The 18,406-nt window shown below is 52.1% G+C and carries 18 protein-coding genes; 2 read left to right on the top strand and 16 right to left on the bottom strand.

Going from position 1 to position 18,406, the window contains the following annotated elements; translation table 11 throughout:
* Window positions 1-2: 2 nt before the first annotated feature.
* The 4 genes from ACO0LG_RS07590 to mpl form a co-directional block, all read right to left on the bottom strand.
* Window positions 3-2,117: a ribonuclease catalytic domain-containing protein gene (locus tag ACO0LG_RS07590; protein ID WP_423024921.1), complete on the bottom strand. Its 2,115-nt coding sequence runs from the start codon at window positions 2,115-2,117 to the stop codon at window positions 3-5.
* A 551-nt stretch (window positions 2,118-2,668) separates the two neighbouring features.
* Complete coding sequence (locus ACO0LG_RS07585; RefSeq protein ID WP_423024919.1) at window positions 2,669-3,259, bottom strand: chorismate--pyruvate lyase family protein; 591 nt, start codon at window positions 3,257-3,259, stop codon at window positions 2,669-2,671.
* A 13-nt stretch (window positions 3,260-3,272) separates the two neighbouring features.
* On the bottom strand, window positions 3,273-3,845 hold the full coding sequence (locus ACO0LG_RS07580; protein WP_423024917.1) for a YqiA/YcfP family alpha/beta fold hydrolase: 573 nt from the start codon (window positions 3,843-3,845) through the stop codon (window positions 3,273-3,275).
* On the bottom strand, window positions 3,842-5,257 hold the full coding sequence (gene mpl / locus ACO0LG_RS07575; protein WP_423024915.1) for a UDP-N-acetylmuramate:L-alanyl-gamma-D-glutamyl-meso-diaminopimelate ligase: 1,416 nt from the start codon (window positions 5,255-5,257) through the stop codon (window positions 3,842-3,844). The genes ACO0LG_RS07580 and mpl overlap by 4 nt, the downstream gene beginning before the upstream one ends.
* Window positions 5,258-5,351: 94 nt before the next feature.
* Between mpl and ACO0LG_RS07570 the strand changes: the two genes are divergently transcribed.
* Window positions 5,352-5,954 (top strand): hypothetical protein, encoded by a 603-nt coding sequence (locus ACO0LG_RS07570; protein ID WP_423024913.1) that lies wholly within the window; start codon window positions 5,352-5,354, stop codon window positions 5,952-5,954.
* A gap of 168 nt (window positions 5,955-6,122) precedes the next feature.
* Window positions 6,123-7,673 carry a hypothetical protein gene (locus tag ACO0LG_RS07565; RefSeq protein ID WP_423024911.1) on the top strand — a complete coding sequence of 517 codons (1,551 nt, stop codon included), beginning with the start codon at window positions 6,123-6,125 and terminating at the stop codon, window positions 7,671-7,673.
* Between the two features lie 29 nt (window positions 7,674-7,702).
* Here ACO0LG_RS07565 and ACO0LG_RS07560 read toward each other — a convergent pair whose 3' ends face one another.
* The 12 genes from ACO0LG_RS07560 to ACO0LG_RS07505 form a co-directional block, all read right to left on the bottom strand.
* Complete coding sequence (locus ACO0LG_RS07560) at window positions 7,703-8,764, bottom strand: M48 family metallopeptidase (protein ID WP_423024909.1); 1,062 nt, start codon at window positions 8,762-8,764, stop codon at window positions 7,703-7,705.
* A gap of 122 nt (window positions 8,765-8,886) precedes the next feature.
* Entirely contained in the window at window positions 8,887-10,032 is a 1,146-nt protein-coding gene (locus ACO0LG_RS07555; RefSeq protein WP_423024907.1) for a YjgN family protein, read from the bottom strand.
* 175 nt (window positions 10,033-10,207) lie between these two features.
* Window positions 10,208-10,381: a hypothetical protein gene (locus ACO0LG_RS07550; RefSeq protein WP_423024906.1), complete on the bottom strand. Its 174-nt coding sequence runs from the start codon at window positions 10,379-10,381 to the stop codon at window positions 10,208-10,210.
* A gap of 18 nt (window positions 10,382-10,399) precedes the next feature.
* Window positions 10,400-10,561: a hypothetical protein gene (locus ACO0LG_RS07545; RefSeq protein WP_423024904.1), complete on the bottom strand. Its 162-nt coding sequence runs from the start codon at window positions 10,559-10,561 to the stop codon at window positions 10,400-10,402.
* A 131-nt stretch (window positions 10,562-10,692) separates the two neighbouring features.
* Window positions 10,693-12,579 carry a DUF3426 domain-containing protein gene (locus tag ACO0LG_RS07540; RefSeq protein WP_423024902.1) on the bottom strand — a complete coding sequence of 629 codons (1,887 nt, stop codon included), beginning with the start codon at window positions 12,577-12,579 and terminating at the stop codon, window positions 10,693-10,695.
* 7 nt (window positions 12,580-12,586) lie between these two features.
* Window positions 12,587-13,498 (bottom strand): 50S ribosomal protein L11 methyltransferase, encoded by a 912-nt coding sequence (gene prmA, locus ACO0LG_RS07535; RefSeq protein ID WP_423024900.1) that lies wholly within the window; start codon window positions 13,496-13,498, stop codon window positions 12,587-12,589.
* A gap of 415 nt (window positions 13,499-13,913) precedes the next feature.
* The gene (accC, locus tag ACO0LG_RS07530; protein ID WP_423024898.1) at window positions 13,914-15,281 is read right to left on the bottom strand and encodes an acetyl-CoA carboxylase biotin carboxylase subunit; all 1,368 of its coding nucleotides are present in this window, start codon (window positions 15,279-15,281) and stop codon (window positions 13,914-13,916) included.
* 109 nt (window positions 15,282-15,390) lie between these two features.
* Window positions 15,391-15,840 carry an acetyl-CoA carboxylase biotin carboxyl carrier protein gene (gene accB, locus ACO0LG_RS07525; protein ID WP_423024896.1) on the bottom strand — a complete coding sequence of 150 codons (450 nt, stop codon included), beginning with the start codon at window positions 15,838-15,840 and terminating at the stop codon, window positions 15,391-15,393.
* 145 nt (window positions 15,841-15,985) lie between these two features.
* Entirely contained in the window at window positions 15,986-16,423 is a 438-nt protein-coding gene (gene aroQ, locus ACO0LG_RS07520; protein WP_423024894.1) for a type II 3-dehydroquinate dehydratase, read from the bottom strand.
* A 78-nt stretch (window positions 16,424-16,501) separates the two neighbouring features.
* Complete coding sequence (locus ACO0LG_RS07515; protein WP_423024892.1) at window positions 16,502-17,038, bottom strand: redoxin family protein; 537 nt, start codon at window positions 17,036-17,038, stop codon at window positions 16,502-16,504.
* A gap of 287 nt (window positions 17,039-17,325) precedes the next feature.
* A complete protein-coding gene (locus ACO0LG_RS07510) occupies window positions 17,326-17,880 on the bottom strand; it encodes a hypothetical protein (RefSeq protein ID WP_423024890.1) in 555 nt (184 codons plus the stop codon).
* Complete coding sequence (locus ACO0LG_RS07505) at window positions 17,880-18,395, bottom strand: hypothetical protein (RefSeq protein WP_423024888.1); 516 nt, start codon at window positions 18,393-18,395, stop codon at window positions 17,880-17,882. Before ACO0LG_RS07505 ends, ACO0LG_RS07510 begins: the two co-directional genes overlap by 1 nt.
* Window positions 18,396-18,406 lie beyond the last annotated feature (11 nt).

The raw sequence follows: 18,406 nt of genomic DNA, 5'->3' as shown, positions 1-18,406 counted from the left end.
TACTAGGCTTGTGGCTGTTCTTTGTCTGGAGTATTCGCGTCGTCATTGGCAAGCTCATTGCTAAGCTCAGTTGCCACCTCTGCTGTCGCGTTCTCCGCCTCTGCTACTGTCTCTGCTGCAGGTGCGCCTTCTTCTGCGCTGAAGTCTTCTGCAACTTCAGTGTTGGTTTCGTCATCCAGTTCTTCTTCCTCAAGCTCGGTGACGGTAGATAACAATTCCAGCAGGCGCGCTTCGATTTCAAGATCAACTTCATCCCAGCGCAGGATATCCAGGCGCACCTGGGCACCGCGTGCTGTCTGCGGCATGCCCGGCAAACGGATGATGAGCGGAATATCGACCAGGCGCAAGACTTCGTCTTTCAAAACAACAGCTTCTACCTGGCGCTGCTCTTGCTGGCCCAGCCAACGCAGGCACCAGTAGCGTTCCATATTGTTCTGGAAATCAGCATAAGCGGCATAAGCGGCATCAAAGCCTGAGACGATGGCAAACAGGTCGGCATCCTTGGGTTTGAAGGTCGCGACCAGCGGTGCCGTGATGCCATGTTGCACACAGGCGATGATTTGCCATTGATTGACCAGGTCGGTATATCGGCGCAGTGGTGATGTGCTCCAGGCATATTGATCGACACCCAGACCCTGATGCGGCGCGGCATGGGTCAGCATGCGTACCTGCATGCGCGCTGTCCAGCCGCCGGGGCCACGGCCACCTGCCACGCCCTGGGCACGGTAAATGCCGGGGATGCCATGGTCTGCCATGAGTTTGCCCCAGGTGCTATTGGCAAAGATCATCAGTTCGGCGACGATCTTGTCCAGCGGCGCACCACGCTTGCGGCGAACGATGGAGACTACATCCTCTTCTACATAGAAATTGAAATCGACGCGGTTGTTTTGCTCGGGCTTCATGCCAAAGCTCTCGCGCTTGACCATACGGCCTTGTTCGAGCACCAACGCCCATTTCCACAATTGGGCGATGTCGGCCTTATGCGGATATTCACCGGCGTCATTAGCCAGGTTATCTTCAGTCACCAGCGCATCGAGGTCATTGTGGCGCAGATTGCTGGCCATGGGTACGGCTTCTACTTTGGTCTCGGTGCTGATGACGGACCAGTCTTCGGTATTCAGGATTGCGTACAGCGATACAGCCGGGCGGGTCTGGCCTGCACCGAGGGTATAAACATTGACCAGTTCATCCGGCAGCATGGTGATTTTATCGCCAGGCATATACACGGTGGACATGCGGCCACGGGCGATCTGGTCTATCCCGTCACCACGCTGTATGCCCAGGGCTGGCGCGGCAATGTGTATGCCGACCCGCAACTGACCATTGCCAAGATCGACGACAGAGAAAGCATCATCAATCTCGGTGGTGGTGACGTCATCGATGGAGAAAGCCTGTACATCTGCCACCGGCAAATCAGTGGGCAAAGCTGGCAAGGTAATCGCCGGAAAGCCCACGCCCTTGGGGAAATGCTCGTAATGGAATTTGGCCAGGTGCAAATGCTTGGGGCTGGCAATGCCCCCCACAGCCAGCATAAGGCGTTGCGGTGACATTTGCATGGCATCGCAGGCTTCAGCCAGGGCTTTGTACTCTATGCTGTTCTTGTCGGGCTTGAACAAGAGTTGCAGGGCCAGCGATTTCATTGCATCTGGCAGATGGTTTTGCTTGAGCTCTTCGACATAGCCAGCTTGCACCAGAGCTTGCTGTTTTTTCTTTTCTATACCGGCCAGTGCGGCTTTTAAAGATGCTTCAGGCGCAGCCTTGTAGCGGCCACGGCCTTTTTTGTAAAAGTACACTGGCGCATTATGCAGGGCATAGATCAGGCCTGCCGCTTCTACCGGTTGTGGTGCATGGCCAAAGTATTCAGTACCCAGTTCAGCAAAACCAAATTCTTCCTGTCCGGCGACTTCCCACAGAAATTCCAGGTCTATCTCAGCCGCAGCGGCTTTCGCCTGCTCTATCAGGCTGGCGGGATCGGGCGAGGCAAATTGCAGCAGCACATCCTTGGCTTTGACCTTCGTGCGCTTGCCGCTGGCCATCTCGACCTGATACGCCTCACCAGCATGCGTCATGATGCTGCCTGCCTTGAAATCACCGGATTCTTCGAAAAATAAATTCATTCAATACTTCTTTATGTTTTAAGACCAAAAAGTTCAACACAGAGGCACGGAGACACAGAGGTGGCACTGAGAAAATCTTTGTCATTTACTCGTTCTGTTTTTGCTCTGCGTCTCTGCTTGAGATGTCTGCTGTTCTATATTGACTTTGCTTTTATCAGCAAAGCGGGAAATCATTCATATACCTATTTCACTCCCATCCCCTTCATGGGCAGGGTTAGGGTGGGGATGGGGTTCGGTTGATCAGTCCGTCATCAAATTGCGTTAGACCCCATCCCCCACCCAACCTCCCCTTGAAGGGGGAGGAGCTAAATACATTTCAGCTTGCGTTTTGGCTGCATCTGTTTGCCACGAACGCCGCTGGATTCCTGCCTTCGCAGGAATGACGACTTTGAGAGTGCAGCTTCAATCGAAACGTGAGTCACGCTAATTGCTCTCTTTCGCGCTCTACTCCCAACTCTTTAATTGCTCTCTGTGCCCTCTTGTGACACCTCTGTGTCTCGGTGTCCGGTGTCTCAGTGTCTCTGTATTGAGAGGTCTTAAGATTTTTAAAGCTAAACCAAACGCAAACCCTCAACCCCCGGCAAAAACACTTCCGTCACCTGCAAGCACCCGCCCTTGCGCCAGAACAAAGACCGTCTTGCCAGCATGCTGTGCACGCCTGCCAGCTCAGGCTGTCTCGCCACGATGCGGCGTATCAGCGGGTGGCTCTGTCTTAGCCTGGCGTAATGCAAATCACCGCGGCGCACCAGTGGGTCATTGAACAAGGTGCTGCCCAAAGACTTTTCACCGAGCGCATGAAACAGCGGCCATTCGTTCGCCGTGGCACTCAACGGCACTATCGTATGACCATACACCATGGCCTCGCCATCGCAACGCAAAAACACTTCGCGCTCATGCACCTTCATGGCACGGGCCAAACCTATGGCAGCATATTCATCCTGCAGGCACACTGCCTTGTGCTGCAATAAACGCTGTACGCGAAACTGCTGGCACCGGGCCACCAGCCTGGCAGTCAGGGAATCGCGGTTAGTCAGCCAGTCTTTCATCAATGCACTGCTATCGACAGCATTCACATGCGCATACCATTGCGCGGCCTGTGGGCGCTGCATTTGCTGACCTGCCCGCAAACTCGTATGCAACATTGCAGCTTCCAAATCAGGCCCCGCCATCTGCAAAGGCCATCACCTGATCCAGGTAATCGGCAAATTCTGCAATGCCATGATCGCTGCCTTCAATCACAAATTGTCTGGCATTCGGATAATGAGCGACCATTTCGCGCCAGTCCAGCACTTCATCACCAGTGGCGGCAATCAAAAAATAACGCTCAGGCCGGGTAACCTGTTCCACGGTCAGGTCACGCAATTCAGGCATGTATTCTGCCTTGAATTCAAAGACTCTATCGCTATGGTAATAAGTGGTTACACCTACATAGCTTTCCAGGTCACGCGGTGGCTTGACAGCGGGGTTCAGCAAGATGGCTTTGCAGCCGTATTTTTCTGCCAGCCAGGTTGCATAGTAACCGCCCAAAGATGAGCCTATGATGCAAATGTCTTCTGCCTTATACCCGGCCAGTAAAGCCTCGGCCTGCTGTATTGCCAGTGCCGGAGAAGGTGACAGGTCGGGGCAGGCTATCTCATCGCTGCGGCCCAGCTTCGCCATATGCGCAAGCATGACACGCGCCTTGTAAGAATCAGGCGATGAGCGAAAGCCGTGCAGGTAGAGAATCATGCTGCAATCGCCTGATTGCCGCCTTGATTACCAGCCTGCTGTGCGCGGTTTTGTAAGGCATCCAGCAATTTTTGGTGGATGCCACCAAAACCACCATTACTCATGATGAGTACATGGTCACCCGCCTTGGCCTTGGTGACGATGTCCTGTACCAGTTGATCTATCTGGTGATGGCAGGCGACCTTGTCACCCAAGGGTGCCAATGCTTCTGCCAGATCCCAGCCTAAAGCTGACTTGCCATCTACCTCGCCAAAACCGAAAACCAGGTCAGCCTGTTCCAGGCTACCGGGCAAGGCCTGTTTCATGGTACCCAGCTTCATGGTGTTTGAGCGTGGTTCCAGCACAGCCAGGATGCGGGCATTGCCGACCTTGTGGCGCAAGCCTTCAACAGTGGTGGCAACGGCGGTAGGGTGATGGGCAAAATCGTCGATGACAGTGACACCATCAGCCACGCCGCGCACTTCCATACGGCGCTTGACGCTGACGAACTGGGCCAGGGCTTCTATCGAAATTTCTGGTGTGACGCCGACATGGCGGGCAGCGGCGATAGCGGCCAGCGCATTCTGGCGGTTATGTTCGCCATTCAAATTCCATTGCACCCGGCCTTGCAAATGATCATTGAAATACACATCAAAGTCTTCACCGTCTTGCATGGCCAGACGCCAGGCCTGGTCATTGCCAAAAAATTCTTTTTCACTCCAGCAGCCACGTTTCAGGACACGTTCCAGCGATTCATTGTTACCATTGACGATCAAGCGGCCTAAACCAGGTACAGTACGCACCAGGTGATGGAACTGGGTTTCTATGGCGGCCACATCCGGGAAGATGTCGGCATGGTCATATTCCAGATTGTTGAGTACAGCAGTCTTGGCATGGTAATGCACGAACTTGCTACGCTTGTCGAAGAAGGCGGTATCGTATTCGTCAGCCTCGATGACAAAAAAATCAGAGGCATGGTTGCCCCACAAGCGCGCAGAGATACCAAAATTCAGCGGCACCCCGCCAATCAAAAAGCCAGGCGAATACCCTGCATATTCCAAAATCCAGGCCAGCATGGCAGATGTTGTTGTTTTACCATGCGTACCAGCGACAGCGAGTACCCACTTGTCATGCAGGATATGCTCGCCCATCCATTGCGGGCCAGAGACATAGGGCAAGCCACGGTTGAGGATTTCTTCCATCAGCGGGTTGCCGCGCGAGACGACATTGCCTACGACATACAAATCTGGTTCCAGCGCTATCTGCTCTGCGCCAAAACCCTGGGTCAGGCTGATACCTTGGGATTCGAGCTGGGTGCTCATGGGCGGATAGACATTGGTATCACAGCCCGTCACGATATGACCTGCTTCTTTTGCCAATACGGCCAGGCCACCCATGAAAGTGCCGCAGATACCTAAAATATGAATATGCATAATTGAACCAAATTCCAGAATCCCGCAATTCTACCTGAGAGCGGCCATAGTAAGCAGTGTTGAGGGGTCTTATGTATTCAGTTATGATTACCCCATGATGATCCATACACCTAATGAAGCAGAAAGCCTGCGTGCTGAGATTGCGGCGCTGGCGGCGCGCATGATCGCCGAGGATGGGGCAGATTATGCCTCGGCCAAGCGCAAAGCAGCCAAGCAGTTGCTGGGCAACCATAAAGTCAAGGGCGACGTCCTGCCTGACAATGCCCAAATTGAGCAAGAAGTGCGCGAATACAATGAATTGTTCTTTGGCGATACCCAGCCGCAGCGTTTATTACATTTACGACAACTTACTCTTGAACTGATGGAAGAACTGGAACGCTACAATCCCTATGTGGTTGGTGCGGTGTTGAATGGCACGGCAGGCAACCATTCCGACATTCATTTGTATCTGTTTGCGGACAATACCAAGGATGTTGCCATTTATTTATTGAACAAGGACGTGCAATTCGAGGTCTCTGAAAGTTTCAATAACCGCAATGAAAGCATAGAAACCCTGAGCTTCATGTACAAGAATGAAGGCGTGCACCTGATCTTGCGCGATCAGGACGACATACGCAGCGGCCATGGCAAGACTGCTGAGCGGGCCAATGCCTCTAACTTGCGTGCCATCATGGCGGAAGCCGGGGCAGAAGAATAAGTCCGGCAACACGGAAATAAACAATAAAGCGGGATGGCGCACAGCAGTCCCGCTCAATTCTTTACGTGCTCCTGTGGTGATATCGCACCGCCCCTTCCACTAAATACCCTTATCAGGGGTAGCTGAAATACAATATCGTTTTTTCATTTCCTGCCCGCCATGAGTTACATGCTGACGATTTTCGCTGCCAAGACACCGGCCAGCGATGCCGAGACCTACGCCTGGCTGAACGACAAGCGGGAAACCTATCACAACAATGATGCAGCGGCAGACCAAGTACTGGTCAAATTTCATGATGCCATTACGCGCCTGTTCCCCTGCCTGTCCAGTTGCGCGGATGACGATGCCATGGATGCCTGCCCCTGGTCGGATGGTCCGCTGATCAATAATTTTGTTGGCGACATGGGTGTCGTCGGCATTTCGCAAAGACATGAAGAAGTCATTCCGCAGATATTGCGATTTGGCAATACGCTAGGGCTGACCGTGATTGATGAGCAGCAAGGCGTGATACACAGGCCGCAGCGCTATCGCATCGTGCTACAGGGTGTCAAAGAAGACATGACTGTGAATGCTGTAGCTGACAAACTGGCACCCTTGTTCAAGCGCACACCGGCGCGCGTTGCAGACATGTTGGCGCAACAAGGTCTGGTGCTGAAAAAAGACCTGACGCAGATTGTCGCCCAAACCTATGTGGCTACCCTGGTGCAATATGGCTGCGTCTGCATCATGGAGCCAGAGATAATCGTCGCCAGCACCAGCGCCACCGCAGAACCGGGCAGCACTGCACCCATAGAAAACACAGAACAAGCAGCAGCCACGACACCGTCCGCAGACGCGGACGAAGCCATGCAGCGCTGGATAGCTTATAACAATACGGGCAAAAAGAAAGAAGCGGCTGACAAGCCTGAACCGGAGATCGTTAACTACGACGATATCCGCATTGCGGAACTGGCCGATGGTCAAAAGCAGTTGATTTATGCTGTCGCGCTGAATTTTGCAGTACTCAGCATGAAGAGCGATGTTATCGGTTTTTTCACGATTGCATTTTGCCTGCTGCCCATTGAAGTCATGTTCTTTGCCGGTTATTTAAAACTGGCTGCCAATATGGGTTTCAACAACACCATGAGAAAGGTCATCGCTTACGGCTCCATGGTACCGCTGGTAAATACCTTTATCTTGCTGGCCATTAATGATGAAGTCAATCGCCAGCTCAAGGATGCGGGCTTGCGGCCAAGCATCCTGGGCCTTTCCGCAAGACAGCGCGCCAGCCTGAATGAGGATATATGCCCACCACCTGGCCGCCCGCTAAAATGGGCAATAGGTACGGCAATTTTCATCGCTGCCGTGATAGGTATAGCGCATTGGAGAATCAGCATACCAAAAGATAAGCGTCTGGATTCCAGCTTGCCATGCGCGATGATGGGCAACTGGGTATTTACAGGTACCAGCACACAAAAAATAGTGCGCCTGGATAAAGATGGCAGCATGCAAAGCAGTGCTGGTATCATGGGCACTTCTCCATACAGCGGTCTGGACGGTACATGGAAAGTACAAGACAGGCACCTGCTGCTGCAAGGTAAAAATGATCGCCCGGCGAAACAAGGCAAGCCTGTCATTCTCAGCAAGGATGGTAAAACCATGACGCTGATCGATGAAGAAAATGAAAAACAAGACTATATGTTGATCGAAGCTCTGGCACCTTACAACTGTAATCGCTAATGTTGTTGACCAAGCTCTTGCCAGCCTCCTTACTCCGTCGCAAATGCTGCTTTTCTGAAGCGTGTAATACGCTCGTCTGTGGCGGGGTGACTGGCGGTATAGTCATACACTGAGCGTAGCCACTTTGGCGTAACCTCTTTACTGCTTCTTCTGTTCTGGCTATTTATAAAAGCAAGTGCGTCAGCCAGCCGGCCAGGTGAAATATGTCTTTGTGTCAAAAGATGGATGGCATAGATATCAGCCTCGGCTTCCATCTCACGAGTATATTCCTTACTGATTAAAGCCGCAGGTGCGAGAGCCGCAACTGAGCTGACATCGCCGAACAGGCTACCCAGCGCAACCGTCAGGAAACCCTGGCTTATCAGGCTGCGCATGCCGTGACGCTGCTCTATGTGGCCGAGCTCATGTGCCATCACGCCAAACAATTGTTCGGCCAGAAAACCGTTCAATTCCCTGTCTGCATCGCCGACGAGTAACGTAACCAGTTGATCTGTCACAACTATCGTACCACCAGGCAAAGCGATGGCGTTCGCCCCCATTTCTGGCGCATTGCGCACTTCCAGATGTATAGGTACGCGTGTATCTGTGGGGCGAAGACGGTGCAATAATTGTTCTACGCGTGCGATGCCGCTGTCACTGAGCTTGCTCGGCTTGAAAATGCTTTGGTCCAACACATTCATCACTCCGGCGCCCAGCGCACGTTCATAGCTGACCGGAACCAGAATCGCAACCTTGTCCGCCAACACAGGTAATCCCCATTGATAAGCCGAAAACACGATACCACCCATGATGATGACAGCCAGCAAGGCTGCTTGCCATTTGTGCTGCCAGCGCTCTATGGTCGATGGGTGATAACCAAGGTGTGCAAGCAAGCTTTGCTTGTCAGCCTGGGCATGGATCTCACAATGGCTGCCATCGGCAAAATTAAGTATGCAAGGAGCATCTTTGAATGCCTCTTCCAGTTGCAACTGACTCCTGTCTATTCGTCTGTCTATACCCTCACCTGCCAGACTGACGCCAGTAGTTTGGAAATACAGAATGACTTTGTGCAGCAAGGCCTGACGGTGGTCGAAATAATGTGCTTGTATCATATAAATGCCTCCTACCAGGACAAATCAAAACCAAACACGTCTGCAGTGCTGTCACCACTAGCCTGACCTACCTGGCCCGCTTGTCCTTTTTGCGTAGATTGGGCATGCTGGGCGGCCAGTAATTACCCAAAGTCAGCAGCGTTAAGACTGACATGTTGCAAGCGGAAGCGATAAATATTCACGACCGCAAAAGGCCGGTACAGACCCAGCGTCAACATGGTCAGGATGAGATTCTTTACCTGTAAAAAGTAATAAGCTCTGTAAGGCAAATGCGAATCTATTTCTATGCCAGGAAAGCGGGTTGCGTTCCAGGATTTGTTCCAGACTTTGACCTGCAACAAGGCGCTGAAACTGAGGAAGATGGCATATACCAGCAAAACTGCCAGAAACCCCAGCGGCAACAAAAGCCAGCTATAGGCGTCCATGAAAAGTTGGTAATCCGCAGGAGATCGCGTTTTGAGTGACGACAAAAAGACCGCACTGCCCATGCCTATCATCATGACAAAGATCAGCAAGGCCACGGCAGAGATGAAATACGGTAAGAAAAATGATCCTTTGGTGAGGCTGCAACTACTTCTCAATTCGCCAAAAGCCAATTCTTTGTGCTGGTAGATACGCATGCGCGCATGCAGCCATGGCCAGCTCAGATAAGGGATGAATGTGAAAGCAAAAATGCCCACATGATAGGGAAAGAAAACGCCAAGCAAACCCGGCAACAAGGTAATCAGAGCAACCGGCAAATACGTCGTGTAAGCACCGGCAAGCGTGCCATGAAATTGCAAGCGCAAACCAAAGTAACTGGTATTGCGCAGACGAAACCGCAAGGCACTGCGTATCATCCACGGCACGCCCAGCAACAACATCGCAAACAAACTCAGTGCCAGGGTTTTTGAAAAAGTGAACAGATAGTGATAGCAAAACAGTAGTATCACTGCGATGACCCTGCCGCGGAAGATGGTTTTGGGATCACCATGGAAATTAAAGACCGCGCCGTTCAATTGCGTATTGCGGTCAAAGTACTTGAGACGGCGTACTTTTGCCCAGGCGGAATACATACCCAAAGTCGCCATACTCAGGCAGAGATTGACGATCCAGATACGAAAATATTCTTTGCCTGTGCCAGTGAATGTCAGATGGTATTCAGTCTGCTGTTCGCTCGCCACCGCGATACTGGCAACTGCCGCTGCATGGTGGTCTGAAATGGCCGTTGCGGGCTGGGTATCTATAGCAGGCGGCCACATAGCTGTAGCGGCGGTTTGTATTTGCATGCCTGAAAATCTTTACGGTCTTATGGTTTGATGTTTTTTGCCCTGCACTTTTGGCAGGGGCAGAGCAAAATAACATAAGATAAATGATTTTGTAAAATTTTGTTACATACTTTTATGCGCGCTGTTGCTTTATCGTTGCTTTATCGTTGCTTTATCTTAGCGTTACTTAATAGAATTATTTTGCCGCCGCCCTGAACCTTGCCACCCTGTCCTCAGTCACAGGATGGCTGGACATGCATTGCGTGATACGCTTGTTGGTGGGTTCCTGTGCAGCTTTGCGCTTGTGCATTTTCTCCATACGTTCCAGTGCATCAGCCAGGCGGGCGGGTGGCAAGCCTTCTTCATTCATGTGCCTGATGAAACTAAGTTAATACCAGTCAGGCATGCTTGGCTGTTTGGCCTTGCTGGCCATGGTTGCGGTTGTGGCGGGTGCAGCAGGCAAAGGACTGATATCTTCATTTGTGCATTCCTGGTATTCAACCAGGGGGACTGTGGGTTGCCCGACTTCGGCTTCTCGATAGATCTGCATTTCTGAACATGGATATAATTTTTATTTGAGATCAGATGCAAATGAATTTTTTCGAGCTTCGCTGTATCAGGGTATGCGCATCAGGATGTATTGGGCAGTATGTGCTTATCAGCATATTTATGTCATGCACATCAAGGATAAAACACACCCACATGAAAGCCTGCCGGTTTCAGTACCGGTAACTCAAAATACAGTTTGATGCTTTGTTCGCCGCCAGCAGCAAAGCCTTTTGCCAGCTTGTCTTTTTCTGCCATGTAATCACCCGGGGTGAAAGCGCGCTGCAACAGGGGTTTGTCTTTGACATCGTTCAAGACCAGCTCTATATTTGGCCAGGTCTGCACAACGTCGCTCTGATTCTGGATTTGCATGACCAGCATGAAGACATTGCGTTCTGGTGCAAGGTTTTGCAATTCATTTGAATCAACGGCAATCTTTTCTATCTGTGCAGGCAAAGTCACCTGGCAATTCAGGTATTTGCATGCCAGCAGCAACCAGGGTTTGGTTTCCGGCACACGGGCAGCAAGCTGGTTACGGAAGATATAGGCAGATTGGCCCAGCAATAAAGGCAGCAGCAAGCCGACCATCAGGCCCAGCATGATGCTGGCCATACGTTTGCGGGCACGCTGTTTTTCTGCCTGGATGACAAAATTGGGTTTGGCCGGCTCTTCTTCAGGATCACTGCTGGAGTCTTCATTGGCGGCGGCCTGCTGGGCGAGCGCGGCCTCGGCCTCGCCTATATAGGATGCCCCCTGTAAGCCATCGGCAGTATTGCCGGTAGGCCCCGCCGCGACCTCGTCATTGATGGACACAGCATCATCTGGCGCGGCCACATCAGCATGGTCTTTATGACGCCAGACCTTGCTGGCATTATGTGCATCGGCTATTTCTGTGGCAGGGAATTCTGGCAGTTTTTCTTTGCTGTCTGCCGCGTCATCTGCACCTTCACTGACTGACCAGTCAGCCGTTGGCGGGTCCATCAGGGCGGCGCGGGTTTCCAGCTCCATGCGGGACAAATCAGCTTCCTGCACTTCTTCAGACGGCAACAGGAAGCCGCCATCACCGAGGTCAAAATCGAGAGCCGATGAGCTAGTGATGACAGGTTCTTTTTTTAAACCTGCCGGTTCAAGGTCAGCCTTGAACTGGCTGAGCGGGTCAAGCACCGGCTCAAGTTTTTGCGTCTCTGCGGTGGTGAGCGTTGTGCTGATTGGAGCAACAACGGCGGGAGTAACAGCGGCAGGAGTAACCACGGCGGGCCTGACTGCCGGAGGAATATCCCTGGGCATGTCAAAAGTTTCTGCCTCAAATTCCAGCTCGGCTTTGCTGATGGCAGCCAGCACTTTTGTTGCAGGCCTGGCAGTCGCGCTGCTTGCTGGCTTGCCGACAGCTGCGGGCCTTTCTGGTGGCACCAGACTGTCTGGTAAGAGCATGTCTTCTTGCGGCAGCGCATCGGGCGGAAAGAAGCGACCCACAGGAGTGACGGGAGACGGCGGCACTATATGCGTCTGTTCAAAATTGGGCTCAGGTTCGATCAGGGACGACAGATGTTCTGCTGGCAGTGGCTTGGGTTCCAGCTTGAGTTGCGGCTTGGATTCTGGCTTGCTTTCTGCCACAACTTCGTTTGCCGTGGCAGACATGACTGGTTTTGCTGCTGGTGCTGGCACCGCTGCACTGAATTCCGGCCTGACAGGTGCAACAGGTTTGTCAGGTGCTACTGGTGTGACTGGTGTAGCACTGGCCGCCGCTGGAACGGTAACGGCAGTTGCTGTTGCTACCGATGCGACCGTCGGTGTCGCCTGAGTTGCGACACTTGCCATAGTTGCCGGCCTGGCAGGCGCTGGAGAATGTGCCGGTGCGGGTGCCGGTACAGGTTTTTGCCCATCGCCAGGCAACAGGTTTTCTACAGCATTAAAGGTTTGCTGGCATGAGCCACAACGCACCAGGCCCGCATGCAACTTCAACTGATCATTGGCTACCTTGAAGGCAGTCTGACAGTGGGGGCAGCGGGTCGCCAGTGCCATAGTCGCCTCAGTTAGCCAAAGAGCCTGACAACGCGACCCAGCCCTCATGCTCAGCCCAGACGGTGAGCTTGATGAAAGGCGCATACGCTGCTGCGACTTCGTCGGCCTGCCTTGCCAGCACGCCTGAGAGTATCAGCGAGCCGCCAGGTGCAACCCGGCCAGCCAGCATCGGTGCCATCAATTTCAAGGGACTGGACAGGATATTCGCCACCACCACATCAAATTTCTGCGATGCCGGATGAGCGACACCAAAACCTTCTGGCAGCGCATATTCGATTTGACAGCTATTACGTCCGGCATTGAAGTTGGCAGATTCTATCGCTTGCGGATCAATATCCACACCAATGACACTGGCAGCACCCAGCTTGCTGGCGACCATGGCCAGAATGCCGGAACCACAACCATAATCAAGTACAGACAAATCCTTGGGTGCATGCGCTTCCAGCCATTCCATGCACAGTTTGGTGGTGGGGTGGCTGCCAGTACCAAAGGCCAGGCCGGGATCAAGTTCCAGGATCAGGGCATCAGGATCAGGCGCATCATGCCAGCTAGGCACAACCCAGATATTCTTGCCGATATGAATAGGGGCAAACTGCGATTGCGTCAGGCGCACCCAGTCTTGCTCTTCGACATTGCGGGTGAGGTAGGCTGGCACAACGGTCAGGCCGATGGCAGTGGCAGCTTCAGCCACCAGTTCAGCGTGATCGGCGTCGATATCTGCAAGCGCCACGACGCGGCTGCGGTCCCAGGCGGCTTCATCAGGCTCCATGCCGGGTTCGCCAAACAAGGGGCGTTCAGCATCCGTACCTTCATCAGCATCTTCCACGGACACCGACAAGGCCCCCGCATCCATCAGGGCATCCGACAAAGCCTCAGCCTGCTCACGCGCTACTTCTATGACTATTTCTATCCAGCCCATATCACAAATTCCAATGCAACTTTTAAACTTCCAAACCAAAAGGCTCACCACAGAGGCACCGAGTTACAGAGAAAAGCAAGAGAAAAAATTCATCTTGAACTCTGCGAGGCTCAACCATTTATACGGTGATTATCAATTCATTAAACATCTCAACTACAAAAAGCTTACCACAGAGGCTTCATAACAAAGCCAAAAGCACAGGGAAAAACTTATGTTTTCTCTGTGCTTCTTTTTCAACTTCGTAGGTTGGGCTACGCCTTATCAGCCCAACACTCGGCTTTAAATCAGTGTCACTGGTGATTGAAGGCACAGTGTTGGGCTGATGAAACGTAGCCCAACCTACAGAACTCCAACGCTTTTCTCTGTGCCCCCTCTGTGTCTCTGAGTCTCTGTGTTGAGAGGTCTTTACTGCAAATTACTTAGACTTTTTAGACAACTCCGGCATGTCCGCCAATTTATGTTCAAGGTAATGAATGTTCGTACCACCTTCAATAAAGCGTGCATCTATCATCAGCTCACGGTGCAGCGGGATGTTGGTTTGTATGCCTTCTACCACCATCTCTGACAAGGCGATCTGCATGCGGCGTATGGCCTGTTCGCGCGTCTCACCATAGGCGATGACCTTGCCTATCATGGAGTCATAATTCGGCGGCACGAAATAACCAGCGTAAGCATGCGAATCTACCCGTATGCCAGGGCCACCAGGTGTATGCCATGATGTGATGCGGCCAGGCGAAGGCGTGAACTTGAACGGGTCTTCGGCATTGATACGGCATTCAATGGCGTGGCCCTTGAGCATGATGTCGGTTTGTTTGAAGCGCAGTTTTTCATTGAAAGCGATGCGAATCTGTTCCTGCACGATATCGACACCGGTAATCATTTCTGTCACTGGATGCTCAACCTGTACACGGGTATTCATTTCGATAAAATAGAATTCGCCGTTTTCGTACAAAAATTCAAAGGTACCAGCGCCACGATAACCTATCTTGCGGCAAGCAGCAGCACAACGATCACCGATTTTTTCGATGATCTTGCGGGGGATACCTGGTGCCGGTGCTTCTTCAATCACTTTTTGGTGGCGGCGCTGCATGGAACAATCGCGCTCACCGAGCCAGATAGCATTGCCATGCTGGTCAGCCAGAATCTGGATTTCCACATGACGCGGATTTTCCAAAAACTTTTCCATATACACTTCAGGATTACCAAATGCTGCACCAGCCTCTGACTTGGTCATGGTGACGGCATTGAGCAAGGCTGCTTCAGTATGCACCACACGCATGCCACGGCCACCACCACCGCCAGCGGCCTTGATGATGACTGGGTACCCAACCTTGCGAGCTGTTTGTACGATAACCTTAGGGTCGTCTGGCAATGCACCTTCAGAACCTGGCACGCATGGCACACCAGCCTTGATCATGGCATGTTTGGCCGACACTTTATCACCCATCAAACGGATGGATTCAGCACGCGGACCGATGAAGACAAAACCGGACTGTTCCACACGCTCAGCAAAGTCGGCATTTTCAGACAAAAAGCCATAACCGGGGTGGATAGCCTGAGCATCCGTCACTTCAGCGGCGCTGATGATAGCTGGCATGCTCAGGTAACTTAAATTCGACGGAGCCGGGCCTATGCAAACAGATTCGTCAGCCAGCTTCACATATTTTGCTTCGCGGTCGGCTTCCGAGTGCACGACCACGGTTTTGATACCCATCTCGCGGCAGGCGCGCTGGATGCGTAGCGCGATTTCACCACGATTGGCGATAAGAATTTTTTCAAACATGATTTAACTTTGCGGTGGCAATGGTTGCAATTGCGTGAGCAGAAAACTTGTCCAGCATGATGGCCCTCAACACGGGCACCGGACTTCAGTTCGCGCACGCGCGCCTGGATCAGCCAATCACGAACAGCGGCTGGCCATACTCAACAGGCTGACCATTTTCAACCAGAATCTGTTTGATCGTGCCGCTGAAATCGCTTTCGATTTCATTCAGCAATTTCATTGCTTCGATAATGCAGAGGGTGTCGCCAGCATTGACGCTCTTGCCGATATCAGCAAAAGGAGCAGCGCCTGGGGAAGAGGAACGGTAGAAAGTACCGACCATAGGGGATTTGACAATATGACCATCTGGCACCACTGGTGCTGCGGCAACGGGAGCGGCAGCCGGGGCTGCTGCTGGCATCATCTGGTGCTGGGGTTGCTGCATCATGACTACCTGGTTTTGCGGCATCGCAGAAGATTTGACGATGCGGACTTTACCTTCACCTTCAGTGACTTCCAGTTCTGCGATATCTGATTCTGCTACAAGGTCGATCAGGGTCTTGAGTTTTCTTAAATCCATGTGGAATCCCCTTGAAAAAAGTGGTTCTGAATTAATTGGGACGCACAATACTGAGCAGGAAAACAGCTCTGCAATTGCCGCCGAAGTTTGGATTATATACGAAATAAACTGGAATTATCAGCAAATTACGCGAAGATGCGAGAATTTAAATATTTCTCAGGGAAAAGTCAATCGCCAGGCGGTAACCTTCAGTACCGAGGCCGCAGATGACGCCTTTGGCAATTGCAGACAAGTATGAGTGATGTCTGAAGGCTTCTCTTTGATGTACATTCGATATATGTACTTCTATAAACGGGATCGCCACCCCCGCCAGCGCATCCCGCAGTGCAACGCTGGTATGCGTCAGGCCGCCCGGGTTGATGATAATAGCATCGACTTGCTCATTACGGGCAGCATGGATGCGGTCAATTAATGCGCCTTCATGATTACTTTGAAAAAATGACAAGGCTGCGCCAGCTGCTTGTGCCTGCTCCTGCGCCGCATTCTCTATTTCGGCAAGGGTAGTGGCACCATAGGTAGCGGGCTCGCGCGTACCGAGCAGGTTCAGATTGGGGCCATTCAGCAGCAATAGTTTGCGCGCCATAGTCACTTACAATTTGACGAAGATGGCCGCATTTTGCCGCTAATCGACGCAGATTGGCAAGGAAAAACGACATGTCTTTTATTTTTCCAAAGAATATTTGGCAATATCGGTATGCAATTCATCCATTTTCAGGCGACCAAGATAGGATTTCACGACCTTGCCCTCCGCATTGATCAACACGGTAAAGGGCAAACCACCACCGGCATTACCCAATTGGCGCGATAGCTCAGAACCCTCCATGCCGGCAGAAAACAAGGGGTAACTGATTTTATATTTTTTTGCAAAATCAGCAATATTTGTCGGGCTATCTATGCCCAGACCCAAAATCTGTATGGACTTGCCCTTGTATCCATCTTGCATGGCAGACAGTTCAGGCATTTCCTGCACGCATGGCGCACACCAGGTTGCCCAAAAATTCACCACCAGGAACTTCCCCTGCCATTCCGCCATGGATTGCGGTTTGCCCTCGCTATCCTTGAACTGCTGCGCCATCAATTGTGCCACTGCCTTGTCGGCAGGCGGCTTGGGCGTAGCCTGGCGGTTCCCCGCATAAATCCCCAAACCCGCAAACAGCAAACCCAGCGCCACTGCCAGGCCAATAAACTTCTTGTTCATAGACATACTCATGTAAAGGCAAAATTACCGCTCAAGGCTGGGATATTAGCCTAGCTGGGAGATTTATGCTGCATAAGTAAGCGATATGGAGCAGATGACGATACATCATCAGACATTTCACCCCGATATCCTGCTATCTTACTATTGTGTATTTGATATTAAGGTATGGATAAACCGCGTCTGCCCGTTTTTGCATACCTCGATCATATCTGCGGAAAGAGCCGTTTCATGCACGAACTGGACACCATGCCTTGCACCATACCCCTCCCAAGATTAACACTACTTGCCTATCCGTCCATATCCATCAAAAAGATGGATTCTGACCATTTCACTGCATCAAGGTCATGCACTGTTTTGCGTAACCGGGTTTCCAGCCTGGCACTGGCAGCAGGGTCTGCTGACATACTGAGCAATGGCGCTGTATCGGCGCTGGTCCTGCCACAAGCCAGCAGGCCTGCTCTTTGCTCTTGCGATGGCAGCAGGCGCTCCAGCATTTCTGGTTCAGCCACGATGCCGAAGAAGAGTTTGATGACCTGCTGTGCGCTGAGCTGGTCTTTGCAGTCTTCCCAGATTGCCAGCTCCAGCCCTTCAATCACAGCTTCGCCCAGTTGCATCTGCCTGAACTTGGCAAAACTGTCTGGCCACAATTGCTCATCGAAATATCTGCGCAAGAGTGTCAGGCCCAGCGGTATTAACCCCTGATAATGCATGCCCCGGCGGCATACCTTGTCAGCATCAAAAGCGGCCGCATAGTACTCTTGCATGGCCTCTGCGTCCAGTGCCACACGCGTTGCCGGCGGAGGCAAATAGCTGGCATCCCATGGAATACAAACTCTGTACATCAGATGCCCCTGGCGCAGCACGTTTGTTTGGACAGTTTCGCTGACATCAATCTGCTGCTCGACATAACTGGTGATGCAATGACAGGTGCGAGCATTGCTGGGGCTGCTGCCATTGCAAAACCTGCGGGAGCAGCCCCACCCGCCACTGCACCCAGACCACTCCTGCCTGCTGGCAACATATACGCGACTTCTATCAAGACCGGCATATCCAGTGGTTTTTCATCCTCCGCCCTTTCTTCCACGATCAGGAAGCGGGTTTCTCTGGAGATCAATTGGTATTGCACCGCCAGTTCCTGCACGACCGATACCTGCTCCGCCAAGCCTTGCATGCCGGACAAATAAGTCGCCGCAGCCACGCGTGACAAACTGGTCTCGGTTTGTAAGTCCGCTGTCAACGCAAGGCTGCCCAATTCAACTTCTTCAACTTGCCCTGGCAAGCGGCCAAACAGCCTCATCTGACCCTCAGGTTTTTCTGGCAAGAGGTAAAAGCCCTGGGCACCATGAATAATTTGCATTCCAGCGCAGC

Source organism: Undibacterium sp. Ji42W (assembly GCF_049340405.1).
GTDB lineage: Bacteria > Pseudomonadota > Gammaproteobacteria > Burkholderiales > Burkholderiaceae_D > Undibacterium.
Note: the sequence above shows the minus strand (reverse complement) of the source record. Positions and strands in the feature narration are given on the sequence as shown.